This is a genomic window from Mesorhizobium wenxiniae, from assembly GCF_002284535.1.
GTDB lineage: Bacteria > Pseudomonadota > Alphaproteobacteria > Rhizobiales > Rhizobiaceae > Mesorhizobium > Mesorhizobium wenxiniae.
In genome coordinates, this window is record NZ_NPKH01000020.1 from 722,854 (window position 1) to 747,123 (window position 24,270).

The 24,270-nt window shown below is 63.1% G+C and carries 23 protein-coding genes; 13 read left to right on the forward strand and 10 right to left on the reverse strand.

Annotation, left to right across the window (positions count from 1 at the left end):
• Positions 1-167: 167 nt before the first annotated feature.
• Complete coding sequence (locus tag CIT31_RS13770; RefSeq protein ID WP_095519009.1) at positions 168-1,490, reverse strand: DUF3422 family protein; 1,323 nt, start codon at positions 1,488-1,490, stop codon at positions 168-170.
• 199 nt (positions 1,491-1,689) lie between these two features.
• Here CIT31_RS13770 and CIT31_RS13775 point away from each other — a divergent pair, with 199 nt between their 5' ends.
• The 3 genes from CIT31_RS13775 to CIT31_RS13785 all read left to right on the forward strand — a co-directional run bounded on the left by CIT31_RS13775 (position 1,690) and on the right by CIT31_RS13785 (position 4,737).
• Complete coding sequence (locus CIT31_RS13775) at positions 1,690-2,493, forward strand: FadR/GntR family transcriptional regulator (protein ID WP_029348383.1); 804 nt, start codon at positions 1,690-1,692, stop codon at positions 2,491-2,493.
• A gap of 298 nt (positions 2,494-2,791) precedes the next feature.
• Positions 2,792-3,928, forward strand: coding sequence for an alpha-hydroxy acid oxidase (locus CIT31_RS13780; protein ID WP_029348384.1), 1,137 nt, complete (start codon positions 2,792-2,794; stop codon positions 3,926-3,928).
• 35 nt (positions 3,929-3,963) lie between these two features.
• Positions 3,964-4,737, forward strand: a complete 774-nt coding sequence (locus CIT31_RS13785; RefSeq protein WP_095519373.1) for a metallophosphoesterase — start codon at positions 3,964-3,966, stop codon at positions 4,735-4,737.
• A gap of 26 nt (positions 4,738-4,763) precedes the next feature.
• On the opposite strand, the gene CIT31_RS35740 is transcribed toward CIT31_RS13785, so the two are convergent.
• On the reverse strand, positions 4,764-4,895 hold the full coding sequence (locus CIT31_RS35740) for a hypothetical protein (protein WP_258124092.1): 132 nt from the start codon (positions 4,893-4,895) through the stop codon (positions 4,764-4,766).
• Positions 4,896-5,178: 283 nt separating this feature from the next.
• Positions 5,179-5,877, reverse strand: coding sequence for a type 1 glutamine amidotransferase (locus CIT31_RS13795; RefSeq protein WP_029348387.1), 699 nt, complete (start codon positions 5,875-5,877; stop codon positions 5,179-5,181).
• An 87-nt stretch (positions 5,878-5,964) separates the two neighbouring features.
• Here CIT31_RS13795 and CIT31_RS13800 point away from each other — a divergent pair, with 87 nt between their 5' ends.
• The 4 genes from CIT31_RS13800 (at position 5,965) to CIT31_RS13815 (ending at position 10,126) form a co-directional block, all read left to right on the forward strand.
• Positions 5,965-6,612 carry a hypothetical protein gene (locus CIT31_RS13800; protein WP_095519010.1) on the forward strand — a complete coding sequence of 216 codons (648 nt, stop codon included), beginning with the start codon at positions 5,965-5,967 and terminating at the stop codon, positions 6,610-6,612.
• A 31-nt stretch (positions 6,613-6,643) separates the two neighbouring features.
• Positions 6,644-7,378 carry a 16S rRNA (uracil(1498)-N(3))-methyltransferase gene (locus CIT31_RS13805; RefSeq protein WP_095519011.1) on the forward strand — a complete coding sequence of 245 codons (735 nt, stop codon included), beginning with the start codon at positions 6,644-6,646 and terminating at the stop codon, positions 7,376-7,378.
• Between the two features lie 161 nt (positions 7,379-7,539).
• The gene (locus tag CIT31_RS13810) at positions 7,540-8,913 is read left to right on the forward strand and encodes a glutamate--cysteine ligase (RefSeq protein WP_095519012.1); all 1,374 of its coding nucleotides are present in this window, start codon (positions 7,540-7,542) and stop codon (positions 8,911-8,913) included.
• A 205-nt stretch (positions 8,914-9,118) separates the two neighbouring features.
• The gene (locus tag CIT31_RS13815) at positions 9,119-10,126 is read left to right on the forward strand and encodes a DUF937 domain-containing protein (RefSeq protein ID WP_095519013.1); all 1,008 of its coding nucleotides are present in this window, start codon (positions 9,119-9,121) and stop codon (positions 10,124-10,126) included.
• A 182-nt stretch (positions 10,127-10,308) separates the two neighbouring features.
• On the opposite strand, the gene CIT31_RS13820 is transcribed toward CIT31_RS13815, so the two are convergent.
• A complete protein-coding gene (locus CIT31_RS13820) occupies positions 10,309-10,599 on the reverse strand; it encodes a DUF1127 domain-containing protein (RefSeq protein ID WP_029348395.1) in 291 nt (96 codons plus the stop codon).
• A 223-nt stretch (positions 10,600-10,822) separates the two neighbouring features.
• Here CIT31_RS13820 and CIT31_RS13825 point away from each other — a divergent pair, with 223 nt between their 5' ends.
• The 3 genes from CIT31_RS13825 to CIT31_RS13835 all read left to right on the forward strand — a co-directional run bounded on the left by CIT31_RS13825 (position 10,823) and on the right by CIT31_RS13835 (position 14,588).
• A complete protein-coding gene (locus CIT31_RS13825; RefSeq protein WP_095519014.1) occupies positions 10,823-11,779 on the forward strand; it encodes a LysR substrate-binding domain-containing protein in 957 nt (318 codons plus the stop codon).
• A gap of 72 nt (positions 11,780-11,851) precedes the next feature.
• Positions 11,852-13,417: an exodeoxyribonuclease VII large subunit gene (xseA, locus tag CIT31_RS13830; protein ID WP_029348400.1), complete on the forward strand. Its 1,566-nt coding sequence runs from the start codon at positions 11,852-11,854 to the stop codon at positions 13,415-13,417.
• Between the two features lie 40 nt (positions 13,418-13,457).
• Positions 13,458-14,588, forward strand: coding sequence for a DmpA family aminopeptidase (locus CIT31_RS13835; protein WP_095519015.1), 1,131 nt, complete (start codon positions 13,458-13,460; stop codon positions 14,586-14,588).
• A gap of 79 nt (positions 14,589-14,667) precedes the next feature.
• Here CIT31_RS13835 and CIT31_RS13840 read toward each other — a convergent pair whose 3' ends face one another.
• The 5 genes from CIT31_RS13840 to CIT31_RS13860 form a co-directional block, all read right to left on the reverse strand.
• Positions 14,668-14,922, reverse strand: coding sequence for a DUF768 domain-containing protein (locus tag CIT31_RS13840; protein ID WP_095519374.1), 255 nt, complete (start codon positions 14,920-14,922; stop codon positions 14,668-14,670).
• A gap of 631 nt (positions 14,923-15,553) precedes the next feature.
• A complete protein-coding gene (locus CIT31_RS13845) occupies positions 15,554-16,309 on the reverse strand; it encodes an ATP-binding cassette domain-containing protein (RefSeq protein ID WP_095519375.1) in 756 nt (251 codons plus the stop codon).
• A complete protein-coding gene (locus CIT31_RS13850) occupies positions 16,302-17,354 on the reverse strand; it encodes an ABC transporter permease subunit (protein WP_095519016.1) in 1,053 nt (350 codons plus the stop codon). The genes CIT31_RS13845 and CIT31_RS13850 overlap by 8 nt, the downstream gene beginning before the upstream one ends.
• 96 nt (positions 17,355-17,450) lie before the next feature.
• Positions 17,451-18,431 carry an ABC transporter substrate-binding protein gene (locus tag CIT31_RS13855; protein ID WP_095519017.1) on the reverse strand — a complete coding sequence of 327 codons (981 nt, stop codon included), beginning with the start codon at positions 18,429-18,431 and terminating at the stop codon, positions 17,451-17,453.
• A 505-nt stretch (positions 18,432-18,936) separates the two neighbouring features.
• On the reverse strand, positions 18,937-19,842 hold the full coding sequence (locus tag CIT31_RS13860) for a sugar-binding transcriptional regulator (protein ID WP_095519018.1): 906 nt from the start codon (positions 19,840-19,842) through the stop codon (positions 18,937-18,939).
• A 281-nt stretch (positions 19,843-20,123) separates the two neighbouring features.
• Between CIT31_RS13860 and CIT31_RS13865 the strand changes: the two genes are divergently transcribed.
• The 3 genes from CIT31_RS13865 (at position 20,124) to CIT31_RS13875 (ending at position 23,386) form a co-directional block, all read left to right on the forward strand.
• Positions 20,124-21,029 carry a tagatose-bisphosphate aldolase gene (locus CIT31_RS13865; RefSeq protein WP_095519019.1) on the forward strand — a complete coding sequence of 302 codons (906 nt, stop codon included), beginning with the start codon at positions 20,124-20,126 and terminating at the stop codon, positions 21,027-21,029.
• 129 nt (positions 21,030-21,158) lie between these two features.
• Positions 21,159-22,619 (forward strand): ROK family protein, encoded by a 1,461-nt coding sequence (locus tag CIT31_RS13870; protein ID WP_095519020.1) that lies wholly within the window; start codon positions 21,159-21,161, stop codon positions 22,617-22,619.
• Positions 22,620-23,083: 464 nt separating this feature from the next.
• Positions 23,084-23,386 (forward strand): DUF1236 domain-containing protein, encoded by a 303-nt coding sequence (locus CIT31_RS13875; protein WP_095519021.1) that lies wholly within the window; start codon positions 23,084-23,086, stop codon positions 23,384-23,386.
• A gap of 185 nt (positions 23,387-23,571) precedes the next feature.
• On the opposite strand, the gene CIT31_RS13880 is transcribed toward CIT31_RS13875, so the two are convergent.
• Positions 23,572-23,994, reverse strand: a complete 423-nt coding sequence (locus tag CIT31_RS13880) for a YidB family protein (protein ID WP_095519022.1) — start codon at positions 23,992-23,994, stop codon at positions 23,572-23,574.
• Positions 23,995-24,270: the final 276 nt, after the last annotated feature.

A 24,270-nucleotide genomic window follows, 5' to 3' on the forward strand; every position in this document is an offset into this window, starting at 1 on the left:
TCCTTCGATCGACTGGTAAAAATCTTTTACCAGCGACAGGCGCCTGTTGCAAATCCTGCTTTGGCCGAAATCGAGCGCCGACACCGGGACGGCCTTCCGCAGCGGCAATCTGCCGCTGAGATTTCATGCTCCCTTTTGGGTTGTTTGGACCGGGGGGTGACCCGGTCCTACTCGCCCGCCTGCTTGGCGGGTTCGGAGTGCAAGCGGCGCACACGGCGCACGCCCCACCAGACCAGCAGGATGGCGAGCGGCACCGAGGCGGCGGTGACGAGCTCGGGCGCGAAGGCATGGCCGAAGATCGAGGCGCCCTTGGCGACGTAGCCGATGAGGCCGACGACGTAGTAGGAGACGGCGGCCACCGACAGCCCTTCCACCGTCTGCTGCAGCCGCAGTTGCAGGCGGGCGCGGTTGTTCATCGACGCCAGCAGATCGCGGTTCTGCTTCTCGACTTCGACGTCGACCCAGGTGCGCAGCAGCGTGGTGGCGCGGGTGAGCTTCGTCGACAGATTGGCCTGACGCTCCTCGACCGAACGGCAGGTGCGCATGGCGGGGGCGACGCGACGCTGCAGGAACCCGCCCCAGGTGTCGTAGCCGGGCACCGCCTCCTCCTCCAGCGCCTCCAGCCGTTCGCGGACGATGCCGTCATAGGCGCGGCTGGCGCCGAAGCGATAGAGGCTGGAGGCTGCATCGGCCTCCAGCTCGGCGGCAAGCTCGGTCAGGTCGGCAAGCAGCGTCTGGCTGTCGCGGGTTTCGGCGACTTTCATTTCCAGTGTGGTCTGCGCCAGCCTGTCTTCGATGCGGCGCGCGCGACCGGACTGCATCAGTGCCAGCGGCAGGCCAAGCATGGCCAGCGTGCGGTAGGTTTCGATATCGATCAGCCGCTGCGCCAGCGCGCCGGTGCGCGCTGGCGTCAGGCCGCGGTCGAGCACCAGCATGCGGGTCATGCCGTCACCGTCCTGGCGGAAATCGGTGACGATGGCGGCGTTGCCGCGCTCGACCAGCGAATAGCACAGGCTGGTTGGGTCGAAGCTGGCGATCAGCTTTTCGCTCGCCTGCGTCCATTTGCGGATTTCGAGCCTGATGCCGGAAATCACCGTTCCCGGCGGCGAAAACCCGTTGCCGAAAGGCGACTCGTCGTGGCGCTGGCCGCTCTCGGAGAGCGGCCCTTCCCACAGATAGGTGGAGAATTCCGTGTGCCGTTCCCAGCGCAGCGAGCCCTTGCCCCACTTCATCGCGTGGTGGCGGGCATGAGGGTCAGGCGCGGCGATGCCGAGCCGCCGCGACAATTCGGAAAGCACGGCCTGGTCGACGCCGGACCCAGCTTCGGTCATGAAGGAAAGCTGCACCAGCACGCGCGGTTTCTCGACCAGCGGATGCGGACGGGCGTGAACCTCGCCGAGCGCGCCAGGCCGTCCCTGATGCGCGGGAAAGCCCATGACGCTGCCCTCGACGCGCGGCTGAAATTTGAGATTGGACGGGTCATCTGCCACGGCTGGTCCCCCCGGGCCTGGTGCAATCGCGTCCCTCTAGAGCCAATTGCCGGGGGACGCAAACGACAAGTTAGCCGAAATCGATGTGCCGCGACGACGTAGGACCCGGCCAAACCGACGAATTGGATAAATAATTTGACCAGTTGGCGACACTGGCTTTATCCTGCGCGACACCGGTTCAATCCCCAGGCCATCCCCGTTGAGCGATATTTTCTCCCGGATCGAGCATCCCCGCACCGCCGACGAGGTGGTGCAGCAGATCGAGAGCCTGATCCTCGAAGGCGTTCTGCGCACCGGCGACAGGCTGCCGGGCGAGCGCGAGCTGGCACGGCAGTTCGAGGTGTCGCGGCCGATCCTGCGCGATGCGCTGAAGGCGCTGGAGGGGCGAGGGCTTTTGACGACGCGGCCCGGCGGCGGCACCCATGTCGCCGACGTCATCGGGCAGCTGTTCACCAAGCCGGTGACGGACCTGATCTCCATGCACCGCAAGGCGGCGACCGACTATCTGGAATACCGCCGCGAGATCGAAGCGGTGGCGGCCGAGTACGCGGCGCGGCGCGCAACATCGGACGATCTGGCGTTGCTCGACCGCATCATGGCGCGCATGGACGAGGCGCACCGGACCGGCAATTTCGACGACGAGGCGGAAATCGACGTCGAGTTCCACCACGCAATCTGCGAATGCGCGCACAACATCATCCTCCTGCACACGCTGCGCTCGTGCTACCGACTGCTGTCGGAGGGCGTCTTCCAGAACCGGCTCTTGGTGTTCAACGTGCCCGGCGCGCGCGAAGCGCTGCTTTCGCAGCACCGGGCGATCTACGCGGCGGTCAAGGCCGGCGATCCGGCGGCCGCACGGCAGGCGGCGATGGACCACATCACCCATGTCGAACGCACCATGGCCGAGGCCGAGCGCAGCGGCGACTGGCAGCGTGTGTCGCGGCTGAGGCTGATTCAGCGCTCAGAGGCCGGCGACAGCGAGCCGGCAAGAAAACGCTCGTGAGAGACTGTTTGGAAACTCTACCGCGGCGGCCATCTGATGGCGTTTTCTGCGCTTACCTACAGCGCCGCGCGTCCTTTGGACGCGCAAAGGACGCTGTAGCACTTTTGATTTTGCGCATGATCCTTTCCGAAAATCTTTCCAATTGGGGTCATGCGCGGGCTCACGGACCCCAAATGTCCGCTCCGCTCCGGTTCTCGAAACCCCCACCATATGACTCGCCGGAGCGACTTTCCAAACAGCCTCTGAGCGCCGGCCAAGAAAATCAACGACGAATTAGCGAACAACCAGCGGAAAACCCATGAGCATGATCCTCACCATCGCCGATCTCAAGGACCTGGCGCGCCGCCGCGTGCCGAAGATGTTCTTCGACTATGCCGATTCAGGTGGATGGACCGAAAGCACCTACCGCGCCAACGAGGAGGATTTCCAAAAGATCAAGTTCCGCCAGCGCGTGCTGGTCGACATGAGCAACCGCTCGCTGGAATCGACCATGATCGGCGAAAAGGTGGCGATGCCGGTGGCGCTGGCGCCGACCGGTATGACCGGCATGCAGCACCCCGACGGCGAGATGCTGGCGGCGCAGGCGGCGGAGGAATTCGGCGTGCCGTTCACGCTTTCGACGATGAGCATCTGCTCGATCGAGGATGTCGCATCAGTGACCAAGAAGCCGTTCTGGTTCCAGCTCTATGTGCTTCGCGATAAGGATTTCGTCCTCAATCTCATCGACAGGGCGAAGGCGGCGAAATGCTCGGCGCTGGTGCTGACGCTCGATCTGCAGATCCTCGGCCAGCGCCATAAGGATATCCGCAACGGGCTGTCGGCGCCGCCGCGCTTCACGCCGAAACACATCTGGCAGATGGCGACCAGGCCGGGCTGGTGCATCGGCATGGCCGGTACCCAGCGCCGGACTTTCCGCAACATCGTCGGCCACGCCAAGGGCGTCGGCGACCTCACCTCGCTGTCCTCATGGACGACGGAGCAATTCGATCCGCATCTGTCGTGGAAGGACGTTGCCTGGATCAAGGAACGCTGGGGCGGCAAGCTGATCCTGAAAGGCATCCTCGACAAGGAAGACGCGCTGATGGCGGCCAAGACCGGCGCCGACGCGATCATCGTCTCCAATCATGGCGGGCGCCAGCTCGACGGTGCGCCGTCGTCGATCGAGGTGCTGGAAGAGATCGCCGACGCTGTCGGTGACACGATCGAGGTGCATATGGATGGCGGCATCCGCTCGGGCCAGGACGTGCTAAAGGCGCTGTGTCTTGGCGCCAAGGGCACCTATATCGGCCGGCCTTTCCTTTACGGCCTTGGCGCGCTCGGCAAGGATGGGGTCACCAAAGCCTTGGAAATCATCCGCAAGGAGATGGACATAACGCTGGCACTGTGCGGAAAGCGTCTGGTAACCGACATGGGCAAGGATCAGCTTCGGCGTTAGACTCCCGTGACGGCATGATCACGGAGATGGACGCATTGATTGCCCCCGGCATCCACTTTCTCGACGCGCGCGGACCGGAAGGCATGCGCATCTATGCGGTCGGCGACGTGCATGGCCGGCTCGACCTGCTCGTCGCCATGTACCGCCGGATTGCGGCCGAGATCCGCCAGGCGCGGCCGGCCGACTGGCGTGTCATCCATCTCGGCGACTATGTGGACCGCGGCCCGGACTCCAAGGGCGTCATCGATTTCCTGATCGAAGTGCGAAAACGCGACCCGCGCCACCTGATGCTCGCCGGCAACCACGACATCGGCTTCCTCGACTTCCTCGATGCACCCGATGCGGACGGGCTTTTCATGCGCTATGGCGGCATCCAGACCGCGCAGTCCTATGGCGTGGTGCTCAATGAAGGCGGCGGTGCGTGGTTTGGCAGGTCCGAGGCGGCACTGCGGCAAGGCCATGCGGCGCTGGTCGAGGCCGTGCCGAAAAGCCATGTCGACTTCCTGCAGTCGCTAGCGTTTTCACTGACGTTTGGCGACTTCTTCTTTTGCCATGCCGGCATCCGGCCAGGCATTGCGCTGGAAAGTCAGAGCACGCAGGACCTGATCTGGATCCGCGATGTCTTCCACAATCATTCGGGCCTGCATCCGAAGATCGTGGTGCATGGCCACACGCCGGTTCCGGAGGCGGAGGTGATGGTCAACCGCGTCAATATCGACACGCTTGCCTACCAGACGGGAAACCTCAGCGCGCTCGTCGTCGACGGCGCGGACAAGCGTATCCTGGTGGTGTCAGGTGAGAGGGCCTAAAGCGCGTCGCGCTTCAAGTCTGTGCTTTAGCGGAGCGCGGCGGTGACGCCGTAGCCATCGACGGCGTTGTGGTTGTTGGCTGCGTCGCCGGCATAAGTGCCGAAGCCGCACAACACTATGGCCGACAACATGACAAAGGACAGAAGCGCTGCTTTCACGGACGTCATCTCTTGTTGAGCTCTCTTCATCTGTGCACGAGGCGGGTTACCAATGGGTTGAAACGGAAATACGTCTCGAAATTTCGACGATTTCGCGCTTCTAGGCAGTTTCTGTATCGGCGATGTGTCGCGCGAGTGAGACAAAGGGTTCATCGCGTTGCACGGAAGATGCAGCGCGCGTGCCTTCTAGGGTGGCGGGCGGCCACAAGCCTAGGACGAAACAAGCTGTCCACAGCGGATTTTTGCCAACGTGCCAAATATGCAACGTCGGGACCGACAGCCGTCAGATCGTCGCCACCCAGGCGCGGGCAATGGCCAGCCCGGCGGCATCGGCATCCGGTCCGTGATGGGCCATTTCGTCGTCGAGCCGAGTGCTCCAGTCCGGGTGCCGTTCGGCAATGAGCGATGCGAAGGATGAGCTCCAGTCGCGGACCATCGGCCGGTCCGCCTCGAAATGGAACTGAAAGCCATAGACGGCGCGGCCCATGCGAAACGCCTGGTTCTCGGCGACTTCGTTGCCGGCGAGCCGCACGGCACCTTCAGGCAAGGCAAAAGTGTCGTCGTGCCATTCGAAAATGGGGAAATTTTCAGGCAGCGCGGCGAGGACCGGATCGGCCTTCGCCGCCGGAGTGAGAGAGACCTTGTGCCAGCCGAATTCCGAGGCGCCGCCGATCCGGTTCTCGCCGCCGAAGGCGCGCGCGACCAGTTGGCTGCCAAGGCAGATACCGAGCACGGCGCGATCCTTGTTCGCAAAATCGCGCGTCAGGTCGAGCAGTTCAGGGAAATACGGGCAAATCTCGTCGTCCAGCGCATTCTGGGCGCCGCCGAGCACGACCATGGCGTCGTGCGCATCGCTGTCCTGCGGCAGCATCTCGCCACAATAGGGCCGGCGCAGGTCGATATCGGCGCCCGCCTCGACTAGCGCTGCGCCGATCTGGCCAAGGCCCTCACTGTCGAAATTCTGGACCACCAGCACCCGCATTGAAAAACCTGCTGACATGAAAATGATGCGTCGAGCGATATCATGCCGCCGTCATTTCGGCCAAGATGCGTATTCGGGGAGAAAGCTATGCCACTGCAGAACCGCGTAGACCCGTTCGGCGTTCTCCGCGCCGTGCCGGAGCGTGGCCTGTTGATGGGCAATCGCGGTATCATCCATGACCCCGAAACGAAGACGCTGCTGAAAAAGCGCTGGGCACTGCAGGCCTGGATCATCTGCGTCTGTGAATTCCGCGATGTACGGCGCGAGCCGATGGGCCGAAACAGGAACGGTGGCAAGACCGGCTGGACCGAGCTGTTTTTCCTGGACGAGGTCACAGCGCTCTCGGCCGGGCATCGGCCTTGCTTCTTCTGCCGGCGCGAGCGGGCGAGCGACTTCGTCCAGCGGTTCGGCGTGGCCTACGGCATTGCCGAGCCGCGCGCACCGCAGGTTGATAAGCGGCTGCATAAGGAGCGGCTGGCGGCAGGTGGGCGGGCACCGGTCGTATCCGAGGAAGAGCTTGCCGGGTTGCCGGACGGCGCCATGATTGCGGAAGGGGGCAACGCCTATGCGATGCGCGGCCGCAAGGCGCTGCACTGGTCGTCCGCAGGCTATGGCGATCCGGTGGGGTTCGGTGGTTTTGCCGTCCGTCCAATCCGCCTGCTCACGCCGGCAACCACCGTTTCCGTGCTGCGGCAAGGCTACGAACCGGTCTGGCATCCCTCGGCTGAGACTTGACGCCAAGGTTTGGCTCGCCCATTCCTCGGCGATGCGCGCCAATTACAAGATGCAGCGGCTGTTCGTGCCGAACGACCTCGGACCGGAAGCCGAGTTCGAGGCGAGCCCGCAGCAGGGTCATTACCTGATGCATGTGCTGCGGCTCTGCGAAGGCGCCGAAATCCTGTTGTTCAACGGCCGAGACGGCGAATGGTCGGCGGCAATCGCCGCGAAATCCAAAAAGGCGGTGCGGCTGAAGGTGCTTGCCTTGCAGCGGCCGCAGCCGCCGCTGCCCAATCTCATCTACTGCTTTGCGCCATTGAAGCAGGGTCGGCTCGATTATCTGGTGCAGAAGGCGGTCGAGATGGGCGCCGGCGTCCTGCAGCCGGTCATCACCCAGCACACGCAAGTGGCGAAGCCCGGCATCGAACGCCTGCGCGCCAATGTCGTCGAGGCCGCCGAACAATGCGGCATCCTGGCGGTTCCGGAGGTGCGCGAAGCGGAAAAGTTCGAGCGCCTGCTGGCCGGCTGGGGCAAGGAGCGGCGGTTGATCTTCTGCGACGAGGATGCCTCGACCAACAATCCCCTGCCCGCGCTGCAAGCGGTGCGGGAGAAGAAGTTCGGGCTGCTGGTCGGGCCCGAGGGCGGGTTTTCCGACGAGGAACGAAGGATGCTGCGGGTGCTGCCTTTCGTAACCGCCATTCCGCTCGGTCCGCGCATCCTGCGCGCCGACACGGCTGCGGTGGCGGCACTGGCGGTGATACAGGCGACGGTCGGGGACTGGTGAAGATTCTCCCCTTCTCCCCAGCGGGGCCCTTGCGGGAGAAGGAAGAAGCAGCGTCAATCAATTCCAGTTACCCTGTGGCTCAGGATTTTTCGCTTGATCGCCTACTGACATTTCGTCCATCTAGCGCCGGCGGTCGTCCGACCGCCTGCAGAGGACTTGTAATGGCGCGCGACACAACCGATTTCCGGCCGATCGAAGGCGTCGACGAGCTTGTCGAGCATCTGGCTGAAGGCAACAAGCCGCGCGACAAATGGCGCATCGGCACCGAACACGAGAAATTCCCGTTCTATGTCGACGGCAATGCGCCGGTGCCCTATGGCGGCGAGCACGGCATCCGCGCCATTCTCGAGGGCATGCAGGAAAAACTCGGCTGGGATCCGATCATGGATGCCGGCCGCATCATCGGGCTGGTCGAGCCGACCGGCCAGGGCGCGATCTCGCTGGAGCCCGGCGGCCAGTTCGAACTGTCCGGCGCGCCGCTGGAGACGATCCATCAGACCTGCCGCGAAGGCAATGCGCATCTGGCGCAGGTGCGCGAGATCGCCGAGCCGATGGGCATACGCTTCCTCGGCCTCGGCGGCAGCCCGAAATGGTCACTGGCCGAGACACCGAAAATGCCGAAATCGCGTTACGAGATCATGACGCGCTACATGCCCAAGGTCGGCACCAAAGGACTCGACATGATGTACCGCACCTGCACCATCCAGGTGAATCTCGACTTCGAGAGCGAGGCCGACATGCGCCGCAAGATGCAGGTGTCGCTGAAGCTGCAGCCACTGTCGACGGCGCTGTTCGCCAACTCGCCCTTCACCGAAGGCCGGCCCAACGGATTTCAGAGCTGGCGCGGCGACATCTGGCGCGACACCGACAACCAGCGCTCGGGCCTGCTCGAATTCTGCTTCTCGCCCGATTTCGGCTTCGCCGACTATGTCGGATGGGCGCTCGACGTGCCGATGTATTTCGTCATCCGCGACGGCCAGTACCACGACATGACACACGTCACCTTCCGCCAGTTCATGGCAGGTGCGGCCCGCAACGAGATACCCGACGGGCTGCCGACGATGGGCGATTGGGCGAACCATCTGTCGACGCTGTTCCCCGACGTGCGATTGAAGCGTTTCCTTGAAATGCGCGGCGCCGATGGCGGACCGTGGCGGCGCATCTGCGCGCTGCCGGCCTTCTGGGTCGGGCTGCTCTATGACGCGGCGGCGCTCGACGCGGCCGAGGCGCTGACCTCGAGCTGGAGCTATGAAGAGGTGCTGGCTATGCGCAACGCCGTGCCGGAACAGGGCATTTCGGCGCCGTTCCGCAACACGACACTGCGCGAGATCGCCCGCGACGTGCTGGTCATCTCGCGCATGGGGCTGAAGAACCGCGGCCGCAAGAACCGCGACGGCTATGATGAAACGTCGTTCCTCAGCACGCTGGACGAAGTGGTCGCGCGTGGCACGACAAGCGCCGAAGAGCTGCTCTCCGCCTTTCATACGCGCTGGGGCGGCTCGATCGAGCCGGTGTTCATGGAATATGCGTACTAGCCGTTGCTATCCGGTTGGCCGACAGCTCAGGAACAGTCGCCTCAGTTAGTAATGGAAACGAATTAGAGCGCCGCGCGCCCTGTGGACGCGCAAAGGACGCCCTGACTCTCTTTAAGCTACCGCATCGTGCTTTCCGAAAATCGATTCCGATTTTCGGGCCGATGCGGTAGGCTTTACTGCGAGGATTTTCCCGGAGGAGAAACCAATGCCTTCCTTGTTCGACATTCTGGCGCAGGCTCAGAACGGCAACGGCATGCAGGTCCTGGCCCAACAGTTCGGGCTGTCCCAGCAGCAAACGCTATCGGCGGTCGAGGCGCTGCTGCCGGCTTTTTCACAGGGGCTGAAGCGAAACACATCCGATCCTTACGGGCTCGGCGCGTTCATGACGGCAATGGCCAGCGGCCAGCACGCCAAATATTTCGAGGACGCAAGCCGGGCTTTCTCGCCGCAGGGCGTCGATGAAGGCAACGGCATTCTTGGCCATCTGTTCGGCTCGAAAGAGCTGTCCCGCGCCGTTGCCAGCCAGGCTGCGCAGGCAAGCGGTGTCAGCCAGCAGGTTTTGCAGCAGATGCTGCCGGCCGTGGCCTCGATGATGATGGGCGGACTGTTCAAGCAGACCACAAATCAGATGCAAGCAGCAGGCGGATTCGGCGGCGGCAGCAATCCGCTCGGCGAGATTATCGAGCAGATGATGCGGCAGGCCGGCGGAGCCGCGCAAGCGCCGGCACCACAGCAGCGCCAGGCGCCCGGCCCGATGGACAACCCACTCGGCAAGGTGCTGCAGGACATGTTCGGCGGCGGCGCGCAGCAGCAGCCGCAAACCCAGCCGCAGCAGGCGCCCAGTTCCTACGGCGACAATCCGCTCGGCAAGTTGCTGCAGGATATGTTCGGCGGCGGTGCGCAACAGCCGCAAAGCCAGCCGCAGCCCCAACAAACGCAGAACCCGTATGGTGACAATCCGCTCGGCAAGGTGCTGCAGGATATGTTCGGCGGTGGTGCGCACCAGCCGCAGCAGCCTCAGACGCAGCCGCGTCAGGCGCCCCAGCAGCGCCCGGCGCCACAGCCGCCGGCCAATCCGAGCGGCAGGCCAAGGAATCCGTTCGACGATTTGTTCGGCAAGATGTTCGAGACGGGCGCGCAGCAGCGCGACGATTACCTGAAGGGCGTCGAATCGATCTTCGACCAGTTCAAGCGAGGAATGGATCGCCGGTAACCCGACGAGGCTGCCGGCATCTGATCTTCAGCGTTGATCAAAGAAAATGCCCGGTCCTTGTGAGAACCGGGCAGTGTGCAGGCGGGCCGGCGGGGGACCGGCAGGGAGTGGGAGCCTGCGAAATCCAAGCGCCGTGCGCCCTTTAGACGCGCACAGCACGCGAAAGGCACGCAACAACGCCATCATGCCACCTTGCGGGCAATACCCTCTATCGTGTCTGTGCGATCGGCCGCGATGATGCGAAGCCTCTCGGTTGGATCGCGGCCGAACGGCACCTCGATGGCGACGTGGAGATCGGCGCGCGTCAAGCCGATGTCGGCGAGCTCGGAATCCGACATCTCGCCAAGGCGATAGAAGGCGCGGCGGTTTTTCCAGGCGCGATAGACGTTGGAGATGGTGTTGACTACGCGCGTCGCAATAGCCGGACGCGACGTAATGCGCGAAGTCTCGGTGGCGAAATCAAACGTAGCCATGTCAGTCTCCTTCATTCGAACGGACGAGACAGGTGATCGGCGCTGGCAACAGCGGCCGTTCCGGTCCCGATTCACTTACAAGATGCATGTCGTCGTCCTAAAACCGCTTTTAGGTGACATGCATTGCCTTGATGTGGACAATCGTAAATTTGCCATCGTTCGATTGATTAATCCAACGAATGTTTCTAATCTTTAGCATCAACAGCAGTGATGGATTGGACCGATGAAAGCGCCACTCGATCTCGATCAGTTGCAGACCTTCGTCACGATTGTCGACACCGGCAGCTTTACCCGCGCGGCAGAAGAGGTGCATCGGACTCAGTCGGCGGTGTCCATGCAGATGCGCCGGCTGGAGGAGCGGATCGGCAAGCCGCTGTTCGAAAAGGACGGGCGTACCAACAGGCTTACCGAGGACGGCGACAGGCTGCTCTCCTACGCAAGACGGCTGCTGTTCCTCAATCGGGAAACGCTGGCCGCCTTCGACGACCGGCGGCTCGAAGGCACGATCCGCATCGGCACGCCGGACGACTATGCCGATCGCTTCCTGCCCGAGATCATGGCCCGCTTCGCCCGTTCCAATCCACGTGTCGAGCTGACCGTCATCTGCGAGCCGACGCCGGGGCTGGTCGAGCATATCAAGCGCGGCAATCTCGATCTGGCGCTGGTGACGCATAATGACGCGCACGGTCAGTCGGAAGTGGTGCGGCGCGAACCGCTGCTGTGGGTCACTTCGGCCAACCATGCGACACATGAGCAGGACACGTTGCCGATGGCTTTCGGCCGCCCGAACTGCATCTGGCGGCGGGCTGCCGTCGACGTGCTCGATCGGCAGAACCGCGACTACCGCATCCTGTTCACCAGCTTCTCGGCAACCGTCATCACCGCCGCGGTGCTTTCCGGCCTGGCGATCTCGGTGCTGCCGGAATGCGCGCTGCGGCCCGGCATGCGGGTTCTGGGCGACGCCGACGGGTTCGGCGCCCTGCCCGATTGCCGCATCGGCATCATGCGTGGCCAGACGTCGCGGCCGGAGATCGTCGATGCGCTGGCCCGCCACATTTCGGAAAGCCTCGACAATATTTCCGTGCCGCTCGGCGAAGATACGGGAAGCTTCGACTTCCCGGCATTTGCCTTCTCTAAGACGAAGCGGACCAAGCCGAACCAGATCTCGCCGGGCTGGTGAAAAACCCCGCAATTGGCCGGCACCGGACACACCCGTCTTGACGCGGACGGACAACCGCCCCCCAATCGGCCAATGAGCGACGCAGTATCCGAATCACGCACCAACGCCACCGAATACACGGTGAGCGAGATTTCCGGCGCGCTGAAGCGCACGGTCGAGGACGTCTTCGGTAATGTGCGGGTGCGCGGCGAAATATCAGGCTATCGCGGGCCGCATTCCTCCGGCCACGCCTATTTCTGCCTGAAGGACGACCGCGCACGGCTCGACGCCGTGGTCTGGAAGACCACGATGAGCCGGCTGAAGTTCCGCCCCGAAGAGGGCATGGAGGTGATCGCCACCGGCCGGCTCACCACCTATCCTGGAAAGTCCAACTACCAGATCGTCATCGACAATCTGGAGCCGGCCGGCGCCGGAGCGCTGATGGCGCTGCTGGACGAGCGCAAGCGCCGGCTGCAGGCCGAAGGCCTGTTCGATGCCGGCCGCAAGCGCTTGCTGCCATTCATGCCGCGCGTCATCGGCGTCGTCACTTCGCCGACAGGCTCCGTCATTCGCGACATCATCCACCGGATCAAGGACCGGTTTCCGCTGCACGTGCTTGTCTGGCCGGTGCGGGTGCAGGGCGAGACGGCAGGCGCCGAAGTGACCGCCGCCGTCAACGGCTTCAACGCACTGGCGCAGGATGGCATTATTCCGCACCCCGACGTGTTAATCGTGGCGCGCGGCGGCGGCAGCCTGGAGGACCTTTGGGGGTTCAATGACGAGGGGCTGGCCCGCGCCGTCGCCGCCTCGCGCATTCCGGTGATCTCCGCTGTCGGCCATGAAACGGACTGGACGCTGATCGACCTGGCGGCGGATGTGCGGGCGCCGACACCGACGGGGGCTGCTGAGATCGCCGTGCCGGTCAAAGTCGACCTCGAAGCGACGCTTGCCGGTCTTGGCGCGCGGCTGAAGACCGCTGCATCGCGCAATTTCGAGCGCAAGCGCCAGGCGGTCCGTGCCGCTGCCCGGGCGCTGCCCTCGCCCGACCAGTTGCTGGCGCTGCCGCGCCGGCGTTTCGACGAGGCGACCAGCCGGCTGGGCCGGGCGCTGTCCGTCAGCGTCCAGCGCAAGCGAGCTAGGCTTCAGGCGCAGCGGCTGACGCCGGCCACCCTGTCGCGACGCATGAACGAGGCCCGCACGCTGGCCGGCCGCGACCTCGCCCGCGCGCAAGCGGCGTTCTTCGCCATCGTGCGCGAGCGGCGAACGCGGTTTTCGCGCACCGCGGCGCGGCTGTCGCCGGCGCCGATCGCAAGGCGGCAGAAATTGCAGGCAGATGGCCTGGCGGCGCTGTCGCGGCGACAGGACCGGGTGATTTCCGTACGGCTCGAGCGCTTGCGCGGGAAATTGACCCAGGCCGACCGGCTGCTGGCGACGCTGTCGCACAAGGCGGTGTTGGCGCGTGGCTTCGCCTTGGTGAAAGACGCCGACGGCGCGGTGATCAAGCAAGCGGCGGAAGTGGTGCCGGGTATGGCACTTTCGCTGGAGTTTGCCGACGGGACCGCCGATGCGGTTGCGACCAGCGGTGCCGCGCGGCCGAAAACAACTGCTAAGCCGGCCGCCAAAGCCAAGGAGCGTGGCAATCAAGGCTCCCTGTTCTGAGTGGCAATGATTTCTGAGTGCCTATGATTTCTGAGCCCGCATGACCGACAATCATCACCAGACGACGCCTTCCGGCAGGCCACGCGCGCGAGCCTTCGGCATAAGTTTTGAAGGCACGCCTGGGCCGTTCAACGCCATCACCGATGTGGCTGGCGTTGCGGTCGGTTATTCGACGCTGATTTTGGGCGATGGTGCGCTGGTGGTCGGCAAGGGACCGGTGCGCACCGGCGTGACCGCTATCCTGCCGAGACCGCGCGCCGATCTCGCCACGCCGGTTTTTGCCGGCATCTTCAGCCAGAACGGCAATGGCGAATTGACCGGCTCGCACATCATCGAGGAAACCGGTGCCTTCAATTTTCCGATCACCATCACCAACACGCATTCCTGCGGCGTTTCACGCGACGCAACGCTGCGCTGGATGCAGCGCGTGCTGCCGGCCGCGCTCGACAGCGGCTGGGGCCTGCCGGTGGCGGCGGAAACCTATGACGGTTTCCTGAACGACATCAACGGCCACCATCTCAGGTTCAAGCATGTCGCCGCGGCACTCGATGGCGCGACCAGAGCATCGATCGAGGAAGGCAGCGTCGGCGGCGGCACCGGCATGATCGCCTTCGGTTTCAAGGCAGGCTCCGGCACGGCATCGCGCCTCGTCGAATGGCACGGCCGGCGCTACACGGTCGGCGCGTTCGTGCAGGCGAATTTCGGCAAGCGGAGCAATTTTGTCATTCGCGGCTTGCGTGCCGGGCCCGATCTCGTGGAACCGGCTATCCGCGAAAGCACGCCGCGCGCCGAAAAGGGCTCAATCATCGGGATCGTCGCCACCGATGCGCCGTTCATGCCGCATCAGATGAAGCGGCTGGCCCGCCGGGCGCCGCTCGGCGTCGCCATGACCGGCGGCTTCGGCTATCATAGCTCGGGCGATATTTTCCTGGCCTTTTCGACCGCCAACCGCGAGGCGGCACTGGCGCCGTCAGGCCGCATCGCCAGCGCCGATTTTATCCCGGATACCGACATCGATCCGTTCTTCGACGCCGTGATCGAGAGCGTGGAGGAGGCGATCCTCAATGCGCTGGTCGCCAATGACGACATGACCGGGCGCGACGGCAATTTCGTGCCGGCGGTGCCGAAGGCATGGCTCAAGGGCAACTTCGGGGCAAGCCAGGGAAAGTAGGACTGTGGCGTGTCACACGTCGCACAGGTCTTGGAAATGGTTGAGCCTGGTAATAGATGCCTTTCGCCGGGTCGGCATGTCACTCGGCAGGCTTGTCCGAGTTCTTTTCGTCCTGGTCGGCCTCAGCCGCCTCTTCCAGCTTCGACGCTATAAGCTCCTGAATGTCGCCGACCTCTTCCTGGATATCCTCCAGCGGTATGCCGGCTTCAGCCGCCTTGGCGGCGCATTCCCTGGCGAGGGTCTCGGCCTGCTCCTCGATCCTGTCCAGCGAGGGCTGGCAGTGGACCTTTTCGCCGATCCACCCTTGCAAGAACTCGATCGCGTGTTCGCTCATGCTGCTGTTCCCTGGCGGCTGCGCCGGTTGGTACTCATAAACGCCGGTATCCCCGAAAAGATGCACGATCCCATTCCAACCGAGTCGTCGCCGTCCGGCAAGCCGATCTTGCCCAACCTCCACAGAGCTGACGTGAATCGAAGGTTCAAGGAGCACATTCTAATTGTTAAGGCGATTCTATTTCCTTGAGGAGACTGGCACCGTTGGCCGGGATCATGTCCCGGATCGCACCATTGTTTCTACTTGCTTTTTTCTGGTATTCCAGTCAATTTGTATGACAATAGGTGTCACAATACGTGGCACGTTTGCGGCGCCATTCGCTGCGCGCTCCTAGGGCACGCGGCCAAAGCCGCCGCTATATAGTGACATCCTCAGGCAATGTCGACTCTGCTCGCCATCCTGCTTGTTTCCGCTGCGCCGAGCGCATCTGGATGGCGTATTATCATCATCGGGTGCGGGCATACTTCACCGGGAATCGACCGAGCGCTTCGAGGTGCTGAGCAGCTAGGCGCGATAGCCTATGCCGGCGATCTTGCCGCGGGTCGCTTCTCGCCAAAGAGTTGCCGGCTGGCGGCCCGGGAGGCTGATTTCCTCGGCAAGTGAGCTGTTTCAAATAATCGAAAAGTTCGGCTTATCCGCCAACCATGAGCTTGACGACTTCGTCATGGTTGGTTTCCGAGATCTTGCGCTCGCCAGCCTGAACGCCGCGGCGCAGCACGACGATGCGGTCGGAAACGGCGAAAATATCCTGCAGATTGTGCGAGATGAAGATCACGCCCCGCCCTTGTGCCTTGAGTTGGTGGATGAGCGAAATGACCTTGCGCTGCTCCGGTACGCCGAGGGCCGCGGTCGGTTCGTCCATGATCAGGATCTGCGCGTCCCAATAGACGGCCCGGCCGATGGCTACAGCCTGCCGTTGACCGCCGGAGAAATTGCTGACCGGGGCGTCGAGCCGGCTGACATGGAAGTCCAGCCGTCCCATGGTCTGCTTGGCGGCGACGGCCATGGCCTTGCGATCGAGCACCGGCAGGAAACCGAAGGCCTTGCGCATCGGTTCACGGCCGAGAAAAATATTGGCGCCAATGGACAAATTGTCGGCGAGAGCGAGATCCTGGTAAATGGTCTCGATGCCTTTTTCGCGCGCCTCCTGAGGCGTCGCGAACGTGACCGGCTGCCCTCTCAGCAGAATTTCACCGCCGGTCGGCTGAAAGACGCCCGATATCGCCTTGATCAGCGTCGTCTTGCCGGCGCCGTTGTCGCCCGCCAGCGCCACCACTTCACCCGGCCGCACGGCCATGGAGAAATCATTCAGCGCCTGCACCGCACCGAAATGCTTGGAAAGGTGTCGGACTTCGAGAAGAGGGGTGGTTTGTTCGGAACTATTCATCCTGGCGAGCTCCACTGAACCGGCGCTGCGCCTGGTCGATTAGGACGGAGATAATGATGACGAGGCCGACGGCGATGAACTGCCAGAACGGCTCGACATTGACGAAAACCAGCCCGTATTGAATGACCGCGATCACCAAGGCGCCGGCAACCGTCCCGAAGATGGTGCCGGAGCCACCGAACAGGCTGGCGCCGCCGATCACCACGGCTGCGACGCTGTCGAGCAGCAAGGGTTCGCCGGCCTGGGCGGCGCCAGCGGTGAAGCGCGCTGCATAGAGCGCGCCCCCGAGGCCGGCGCACATCGCCGAAAGCACGTACAGGCGCAGGATGTGGCCCCTGATGTCGATACCGGCGCGACGCGCCGCCTGCACATTGGCGCCGATAGCGTAGTTGTGCTGGCCGAACCGGGTCTGGCTCAGGATGTAGTGCATCACGACGACGAAAACGGCCGCGATGATGACGAGATAGGGCACACCGTAGAGCCTGCCGTTGCCAAGCAGCGCGAACCAGGAATTCTGGACCGGCACTGTCGTGCCGCCGGCCAGTAGGAACGCAGCGCCGCGCGCCACGCCGAACATGCCAAGCGTGCCGATGAAGGGTGGAATTCTGAGGCGCGAGATCAGCAAGCCGTTGATTAGGCCAGGCACGCCGGCGACAAGCACGGCCGCCAGAATGCCCAACATCATGGCCAGAGGCACCGGCATGGCGACGCCAGCCATATTCGTGGCGTGGGCCGCGACGACGGCCGCGAGACCCATGATGAAGCCCAGCGAGAGGTCGATGCCTCCCGAAATGATGACGAAGGTCTGCCCGGTCGCCAGCAGCAACGGCGCCACGGCAAATATCGCAATTGACTGCACGTTGAACGGGTTGAGCACGAAGGTCGCGCCGAAGGAGAGCCTCGACCAAACCTCGAAACAGATGATCAGGCCGGCGAGGAACAGCCAGGCGCGTCCCTCGGCGATGCGTGCGAGCCAGCTCCTGGCCGGGTCACCGTGATCCGCCTGAGGAGCGACATGCGTTTCGGTTGGTGATGTTGAAGTCATGAATGGTTCCGATCCGCAGCGCGGCCTCCGTCAAACAGGGCCAAAGAGACCCGGCGCAGGTCTCCTTCCGGCAGGCCGGAAGGAGACGGGCTGGACTTATTCGGAATAGAGGTACTTCGAGATGTTGGGGTCGGCGATATTGGCCTTGTCCATGATCGTAAAGCCGGTGCCGATCGCAACCGGGATCGACTGGCCGGTCAGATGGGCATAGGCCGACACGACGCCGAAATAGCCGATTTCCGCGGGATGCTGAGCAATCGCTACGTCGACAAGGCCAGTGTTGATGTTGTCGACAATGCTGGTCGGCGCGTCGAACGCCACGACCTTGACGGTGCCGGTCTGCCCGACCTGCTGGACGCCATTGGCCGCGCCGAGCGCCGAGAACAGATTTGCGCCGAACACGCCAACGAGATCGGGATTGCGCGCGAACACAGCCTGCAGTTGCGAGGCGGCCTTGTTGGCGTCGTTGTCGTTGAACTGGGTCTCGAGCACGGTGATGCCGGGATGGTTGGCCGCCATCTCCTTCTTGAAGCCCTCCTCACGCTGGACGGTGGTCGAAATGCCGGGCTTGACGTTCGAAACGTAAACCTTGCCCTTGTCGCCTATGGCCTTGGCCAATGCCCGCGCGGCGATCTCGCCGCCCAGAATGTTGTCCGAGGCAATATAGGACAGTGGGAAATCCGCCTCGCCGGCGCCGGTCTGGTAGACGCCGCTGCCGATGAAAGTGTCCACAGTGATCACCGGAATGCCGGCATCGTCGGCCTTGCGCAGCGGCTCGACCAATTGCACCTTGTCGGTCGGCGCGATCAGGATCGCGTCGGGCTTCTTGGCGATAACCGCGTCAAGCACGGGGACTTGCGTGACCGGATTGAAATCCGGGGCACCCTGGAAAACCAGGGTCACACCAAGAGCATCGGCTGCCGCCTGGGCTCCCTTGCGCATGGTAATGTAAAAGCCGTCGGTGGTGAGACCCGGAATGAGCGCAACGGTGAACTTCTTCTCCTGCGCCAAAGCGGGCGTGATCAGCGCCGTTGCGCAGATGGCGAGAGCCGCCAAGGCGGCAACAATCCTCTTCATAACATCCTCCTCATGGTGTGGGCAGATTTGCCGTTGCGATCGACATTGAAATGGCTGTCAATTCGTTCCGGCTATGTGAAGTGCTGGCGGCGAGAGACGGGTTTCGCCTGCTTGCTGTTATGGGCAGCTTTCCTCCCGAGCGCCCCCCCAGTCGTTAGATCAGCCAGTCGAAACCGACCGGCCTGATGCGCAGTCCCATTCCTGGCCTCCGCAAGATGCAGGGAACAGCGCCGCTCGACGCGCATGCGTGCCTAGCCGCAAGGTTGTAACACTTTGCTGAAAGAAATTGCAACAAGGTATTTCCGGGATCGAAACGCTTTCAAACCGGGCACCATCAGTCTGCTCCGCAGAGCCCCTCCCGCAGACTATTGCCCCAACGCTTTGACGACACAACTGATGATTTCGCGGCGATGATTCCGCGGAGGCGGGTTCGCTATCCGGGTTTGGTGTCGATCAGTCTGGGATCGATCCGCTGTGCCGATGTCACCCATCGGCGTGCCCACCATTATCGGGGCAAGAGAGCCTCGAGGATGGCCTGGGCCGTCTTCGTGTCCGTAACCAGCGCGTTGATAAGCCCGGCGCGGACGGCACCGATGATGGCCATCGCCTTCTCCGGCGAGGCGGCAACGCCGATCGACAGGGGGACGGCTCGAAGCTGGGCCGGCGACATTGCGATCATCCGGCCCTCCCCCTCCCACGGGATGAGCGTGCCTTCGGCGTCGAAGTAATGACGGATAACGTCTCCAGCCGCATGAAACAGGGCCTGTTCGCTCAGCGTGGCCGCACTCGCTTCGGGCGGATTGATGGCATGGGGCAGGCCGATGCCGACGATCGCAACGTCGGTCCGGTCCCAAAGCGCGACGCTGTCGCGGATGGCCGCATCGCCGAGGAAGACCTCACGCAATTCGGAGGACGGCAGATAGGGCGCATGAATGAAATGCGGCGTCCCGCCGAACTCTTCGGCGGCGAGCCGGACAAACTCGTTGATCTGAAAATGCGGCGCCTGCTGCTGCATGCCGCCGGTGGCAGCGACGGTAAGAACGCCGGGAATGCGCGGCAGGCCTGCCTGAATCACCTCGCGAATGGCTCGCCCCCAGCCAATGGCGACCACCGAGCCGGCCGTCAGTTCCGCTTGCTTGAGCAAGGCGCCGAGCGGCGCAGCGAGGGCCGTCAGCGTACCGGCCGCCGGCGTTTCGATGACCGCCGCGTCGCGAAGTTGGAGTGCCTCGACCAGTTGCGTGGTGATGCCCTCGGGCGTTGCATGATCGAGAACCTCGATCCGCACGATGCCCTCTGCTCTCGCCCGCTGCAGGAGACGCGATATGGTCGCGGTGGAGACACCAAGCCGCCGCGCGATATCGACCTGCGACATCTCAGCCTCATAGTGCAGTTTGGCGACCGTATGTAGCATCGTCCGCGATGCGGCTGCATCTTGTGCGGGAGGGACAGCCAACTTGCAATTCCTTTCAGCAATGTGTTACAGACCTCGACCGATGGCAGTTATCGCGCAAATTCGGCTGACTCGCAACGTGGGCTCGTCTCCAAGGCAAATTGCGGGCCAAGGTCAAATTTTCTCGGGTCGATAGTGCATCAAAGCGGCAAATTCTCCTGCCGACAGGCAGGTAAGAACCAAACCTTTCTTGTTCCACGGATTTGCGCCCTGGTGAATGGGCGCCAACATCGGAAAGACCCATGACAAAGATGACGACCGCAGAGTTGCGCGGGTACCAGCAGATATGCGGCCAAGACGGGGCCATCATGGCCATCGCCTGTGACCAGCGCGGCGGCATGCGAACCTTGCTTGCGGCGGACCCTGCAGAACAGGCCAAGATCACCAACGACATGCTCGGCGACACCAAGTCGGACATCACGCGATACCTCGCCAGCCAGGCGTCCTGCGTGCTGCTCGACCCGCTCTGCGCGGTGCCGCGGGTTGTCGATGAAGGGGTGCTGAACCGCGATACGGCTCTGCTCATCGGCCTCGATGCCTCGGGCTTCGACGTCTCGCCCGCCGGTTACCGCCTGTCGCGCCTCGCTCCCGGCATCGGCGCACGCCGCGTCCGCGAGCTCGGCGGCACCGGCGGCAAAATCATGGTCTATCTCAGGGCCGACAGGCCTGAGGCGAATGAGCACAATGTCGCTATTCTGCGCCAATGCATCGCCGACTTCGCGCAAGAGGACCTCCTGCTCGTCGTCGAGTTCCTGACCTATCAGCTCCAAGGGGAAAGCCTTGAAGACTATACGGCCAAAATCCCCTGGCTCGTCGAAGAGGGCACCCGGATTTCGCTGGAATGCGGGGCAAAGGTGCTCAAGCTTCCTTATTCCGGAACGCCGGAAGCCTGCGCCAGGATCAGCAGCATGGCTGGCGAGGTGCCATGGGCGGTCCTCTCCGCCGGCGTCAACCACGCAACATTCCTGGGCCAGGTCGAGATCGCGATGAGGAACGGCGCGTCAGGCGTGATCGCCGGCCGGTCGCTGTGGAAGGACTGCATCTCGCTTGACCGTGACATTCAGCGGGAAAGGCTTAAGACCATCGCAGTGTCGAGATTGCGCGAGCTTCAGGCGGTGATCGGAAACTACCGGCAGAAAGCCGCTTAGTCCATGACAGGACGTCATGCCTCTGACCATGATCCGAAAAGTGGGGACCGGTTTTCGGAGAAGATCATGGTCAAACAAAGAGATAGAGCCCCATTTCGAATTAGTCGAAATGGAACAGGCTCTAGTTCGATGGCTATAGGAATCGATATCGGCGGCACCAATCTGCGCGCCGCCCGTATTTCCGGCACGGGCGAAATCCTCGACCGCATTTCTGAGAAAAGCGCGCCGGACCCGGAGCTCGTGCTCTCGCGGATCGCCGAAATGGTGCGCCGGCTTGATTCCCCCGAAGTTGCCGCCATCGGCATCGGCGTCCCCGGACGCGTCGATGCGCGGCTTGGCGCGGTCTTGTCCGGAGGCTATGTCAACCTTGCCTCGATCTCCTTGGCGCAACGACTGGAAAGTCTGGCGGGCAAGCCGGTGGTGATCGACAATGATTGCAACATGGCACTGGTCGCGGAAATGGCTCTCGGCGCCGCCAGAGGCCATGAAAGCATCGCCATGTTCACGATCGGGACCGGCATTGGCGGCGCCGTGGTCCAGGACCGGCGGATCGTCCGCGGCAAGGGGACGGCGGGGCAGCTCGGCCATATCACGGTCGACATATCAGGCGAAGCGTGCGTCTGCGGCCGGCGCGGCTGCGTTGAAACCACCAGCTCAGGCACAGCGCTTGGCCGTCACATCGCGCGGGCAGGCCTCGGTCGGGATGTTTCGCTCGATCAGCTTTTTGCCCGGGATGCGGGCGGCGATCCCTTGGCGCGCGGCATACTGGAAGCCTGGGCCGGCCCGCTGCGTGCGGCAATCGATACGACGGTTGCCATGTTCGCCCCTGACCTTGTCCTGCTCGGCGGCGGACTTGGCCTGGCGGCCCATCGGGCGCTTGCCAGGGCTCCTGCCCTGGCTCCCTGGTACCAATGCCCGGTGGAACCGGCGCAACTGGGCGACGACGCCGGCGTCATCGGCGCCGGTCTGCAAGCGCTCGCGACGAAGGCGGCAGTCGCGACCGTGTCCTTGCCATCTGCCCGGCTCGACCCCGGCCGGCTTGTCGTGCCCGGCCAGCGCGCCGTGCTCGTCAACGGCATCCCCGCCAGCGGCAAAAGCACGGTCTCGCGCGGCATCGCCGAGCGCATGGGCTGGCCATTGCTCGCGCTCGATACCATCAAAAACCCGTTCCTCGAAGTGCTCGGCGGCGGCGATCGCGAATTCAACCGCACGCTCGGCCGCGCCAGTTACCAGGCCATCTGGTCGGTGGTCGGCGAGGCTCCGGCGAGCACCGTATTTGTTGTCGATGCATGGTTCGGCTTTCAGCCGCGCCAGGTGCTCGAGGATCACCTGCGAAGGGCTGGTGTCGAGCAGACCGCCGAGATCTGGTGTCATGCTCCCGGCGAGGTTCTTGCCGAGCGCTATCGCGCACGGCTCGACCAGCGTCCGGCCGGCCATCCCGGCGCAGCCTATATTCCCGAACTGATCGAACTGGCCAAGTGCGCCGAGCCGCTGCGGCGCGGACCGCTGTTTGACGTCGACACAACCAAACCGATCGCTTTCGATGCCATCACGCAATGGTTGCAGGCGACGATTGCGGCTGACATATAGGCAGCGCGGCCGCCTAACAAATTCAGTGCAAATAAACCGATGGCACCGTTGGCTGGGATCGAACCAGCGATCTCCGGACCCACAATCCGAGCCAATGATTATATTTGGCTTTTTTGCCATCATGTTGCGACGCGCGCCCTGCCCGTCCACAGTGTCCGATAGTGGTCGGCAAGCAGCTTCAACATGCCGATCGAGATTCGCATTTCGGCCTGTCTGGCGATCAGCACCGCGACGGTAGCCTCCCTGCGGGAAAATCGCCTATGGACTTCGATGCCTGCCCGCTCTGTCTCGACAATCGTTCCCGAAGTACCAGTCAGGATGGCTTGCCGCCTTGAGCGGGCGCGCGTTTGTGTAAACGGATTCGCTCACTGCCAGTGGAACAAGAATGGCTCCGCACCGTTCAAGCTAAGCGAACCCGTCGCGGCAGCAATGAAGCGCCGTAGCGGAGTTTGGTTGGAGGTAATATGAGAAAGCAATTTTCCTCGGCCGCGGCAGGAGTCCTTCTGCTCGTCGGTGTGAGCGCCGCCGCCGCCCAGGACGTCGTCGTCATTCAACCCGAGCAGGACACTGTGATCCGGGAATACGTGAAAAAGAAACCGATGGCATCCGTCAGCCTTCTCGGCGTGGAGCTCAACATCGGCACAGCTCTGCCCGATACAGTGGAGCTTTACGAGGTGCCGGACGTTCAGTACCGCTACGTAGTCGTCGATGGCCGAACCGTCCTGGTCGACCCGTCTACCCGCAAGATCGTGAAGGTCTACGACTGACACGAACTCTTCAGATTGACGCCCGCCGTGCCGAGAAGTGTGGCGGGCTTTTTTGTTTGGAACCAAGGCTTTACACGATGGTTTGGACTTTGCAGCATGCTCTCGCAGACCGATGCTGTGCGATCGGATCGCCCGATCAGGCCGCGCCCTCCGGGAGGTCGCGGGCTTTCATTTTCGGCCTGGCGCTAAGTGCGACCAGCTCCTGGTATCTCGTCGAGGAGATTTGGACTGTTGCTCACAGGCATCTGGCCGTCGGGAGTAAGCTTGTCCACCGCGTCGGGCAGTTCTCTTGTGAGCCGGTCGATAAGTTCGTCGCGGGACAATCCGGTTTGCTCCGCGAGATCGCTCAATGTTTGCGGGTCGATGGCTTTCTCAACTTGGTCACGCTGAACGGGACGATTTGATCCTGTACCGACCCAAGAATCAACCTGATCGCCCGCACCCGCATTCCTGAGACGGTCCAGGATATCGCCAAGACCGCCGGGGGAGCCAGTGCTTTTGGGATCTGTCGAGTTCCTACCAGCGATTAACTCGCCGATCTTGTCCCTATTCTTGTAGGCAAGCAGGCCAAGCAAGGCTATGGCGACTTTTCCTATGTCAAGGCTCATTTCGCGTCTCCTTCCATGAAGAAGGGACAAAGCCATGCGGCTTCGAAAGGTTCCACGGCAGTCGCTGCTGGTCTGTTGTCGAGAGCGTCTGGCGTCATCGGGGGCCGGACTCAAGTATCCAATGGTCTCATTCTGCCCTGGGGAAAGGGGCAGCGGTACAAAATAGCTGGCCGCGGCAAACGCCGCATAGCAACACAGGCGCGCTGTTCCATCAGCGGTCGTTTGCGGTCGAAGGCGTCCAGTCGGGATCAACAGCGGCCGACGCCGGACTCGCTT

Bases quoted from the DNA above. Each gene is read 5' to 3' on its own strand.
- CIT31_RS13780 (WP_029348384.1), top strand. From the start codon at position 2,792: ATGAGCATGATCCTCACCATCGCCGATCTCAAGGACCTGGCGCGCCGC.
- CIT31_RS13795 (WP_029348387.1), bottom strand. From the start codon at position 5,877: ATGCGGGTGCTGGTGGTCCAGAATTTCGACAGTGAGGGCCTTGGCCAG.
- CIT31_RS13800 (WP_095519010.1), top strand. From the start codon at position 5,965: ATGCCACTGCAGAACCGCGTAGACCCGTTCGGCGTTCTCCGCGCCGTG.
- CIT31_RS13805 (WP_095519011.1), top strand. From the start codon at position 6,644: ATGCGCGCCAATTACAAGATGCAGCGGCTGTTCGTGCCGAACGACCTC.
- CIT31_RS13810 (WP_095519012.1), top strand. From the start codon at position 7,540: ATGGCGCGCGACACAACCGATTTCCGGCCGATCGAAGGCGTCGACGAG.
- CIT31_RS13815 (WP_095519013.1), top strand. From the start codon at position 9,119: ATGCCTTCCTTGTTCGACATTCTGGCGCAGGCTCAGAACGGCAACGGC.
- CIT31_RS13820 (WP_029348395.1), bottom strand. From the start codon at position 10,599: ATGGCTACGTTTGATTTCGCCACCGAGACTTCGCGCATTACGTCGCGT.
- CIT31_RS13825 (WP_095519014.1), top strand. From the start codon at position 10,823: ATGAAAGCGCCACTCGATCTCGATCAGTTGCAGACCTTCGTCACGATT.
- xseA (WP_029348400.1), top strand. From the start codon at position 11,852: ATGAGCGACGCAGTATCCGAATCACGCACCAACGCCACCGAATACACG.
- CIT31_RS13835 (WP_095519015.1), top strand. From the start codon at position 13,458: ATGACCGACAATCATCACCAGACGACGCCTTCCGGCAGGCCACGCGCG.
- CIT31_RS13840 (WP_095519374.1), bottom strand. From the start codon at position 14,922: ATGAGCGAACACGCGATCGAGTTCTTGCAAGGGTGGATCGGCGAAAAG.
- CIT31_RS13845 (WP_095519375.1), bottom strand. From the start codon at position 16,309: ATGAATAGTTCCGAACAAACCACCCCTCTTCTCGAAGTCCGACACCTT.
- CIT31_RS13850 (WP_095519016.1), bottom strand. From the start codon at position 17,354: ATGACTTCAACATCACCAACCGAAACGCATGTCGCTCCTCAGGCGGAT.
- CIT31_RS13855 (WP_095519017.1), bottom strand. From the start codon at position 18,431: ATGAAGAGGATTGTTGCCGCCTTGGCGGCTCTCGCCATCTGCGCAACG.
- CIT31_RS13860 (WP_095519018.1), bottom strand. From the start codon at position 19,842: ATGCTACATACGGTCGCCAAACTGCACTATGAGGCTGAGATGTCGCAG.
- CIT31_RS13865 (WP_095519019.1), top strand. From the start codon at position 20,124: ATGACAAAGATGACGACCGCAGAGTTGCGCGGGTACCAGCAGATATGC.
- CIT31_RS13870 (WP_095519020.1), top strand. From the start codon at position 21,159: ATGGCTATAGGAATCGATATCGGCGGCACCAATCTGCGCGCCGCCCGT.
- CIT31_RS13875 (WP_095519021.1), top strand. From the start codon at position 23,084: ATGAGAAAGCAATTTTCCTCGGCCGCGGCAGGAGTCCTTCTGCTCGTC.
- CIT31_RS13880 (WP_095519022.1), bottom strand. From the start codon at position 23,994: ATGAGCCTTGACATAGGAAAAGTCGCCATAGCCTTGCTTGGCCTGCTT.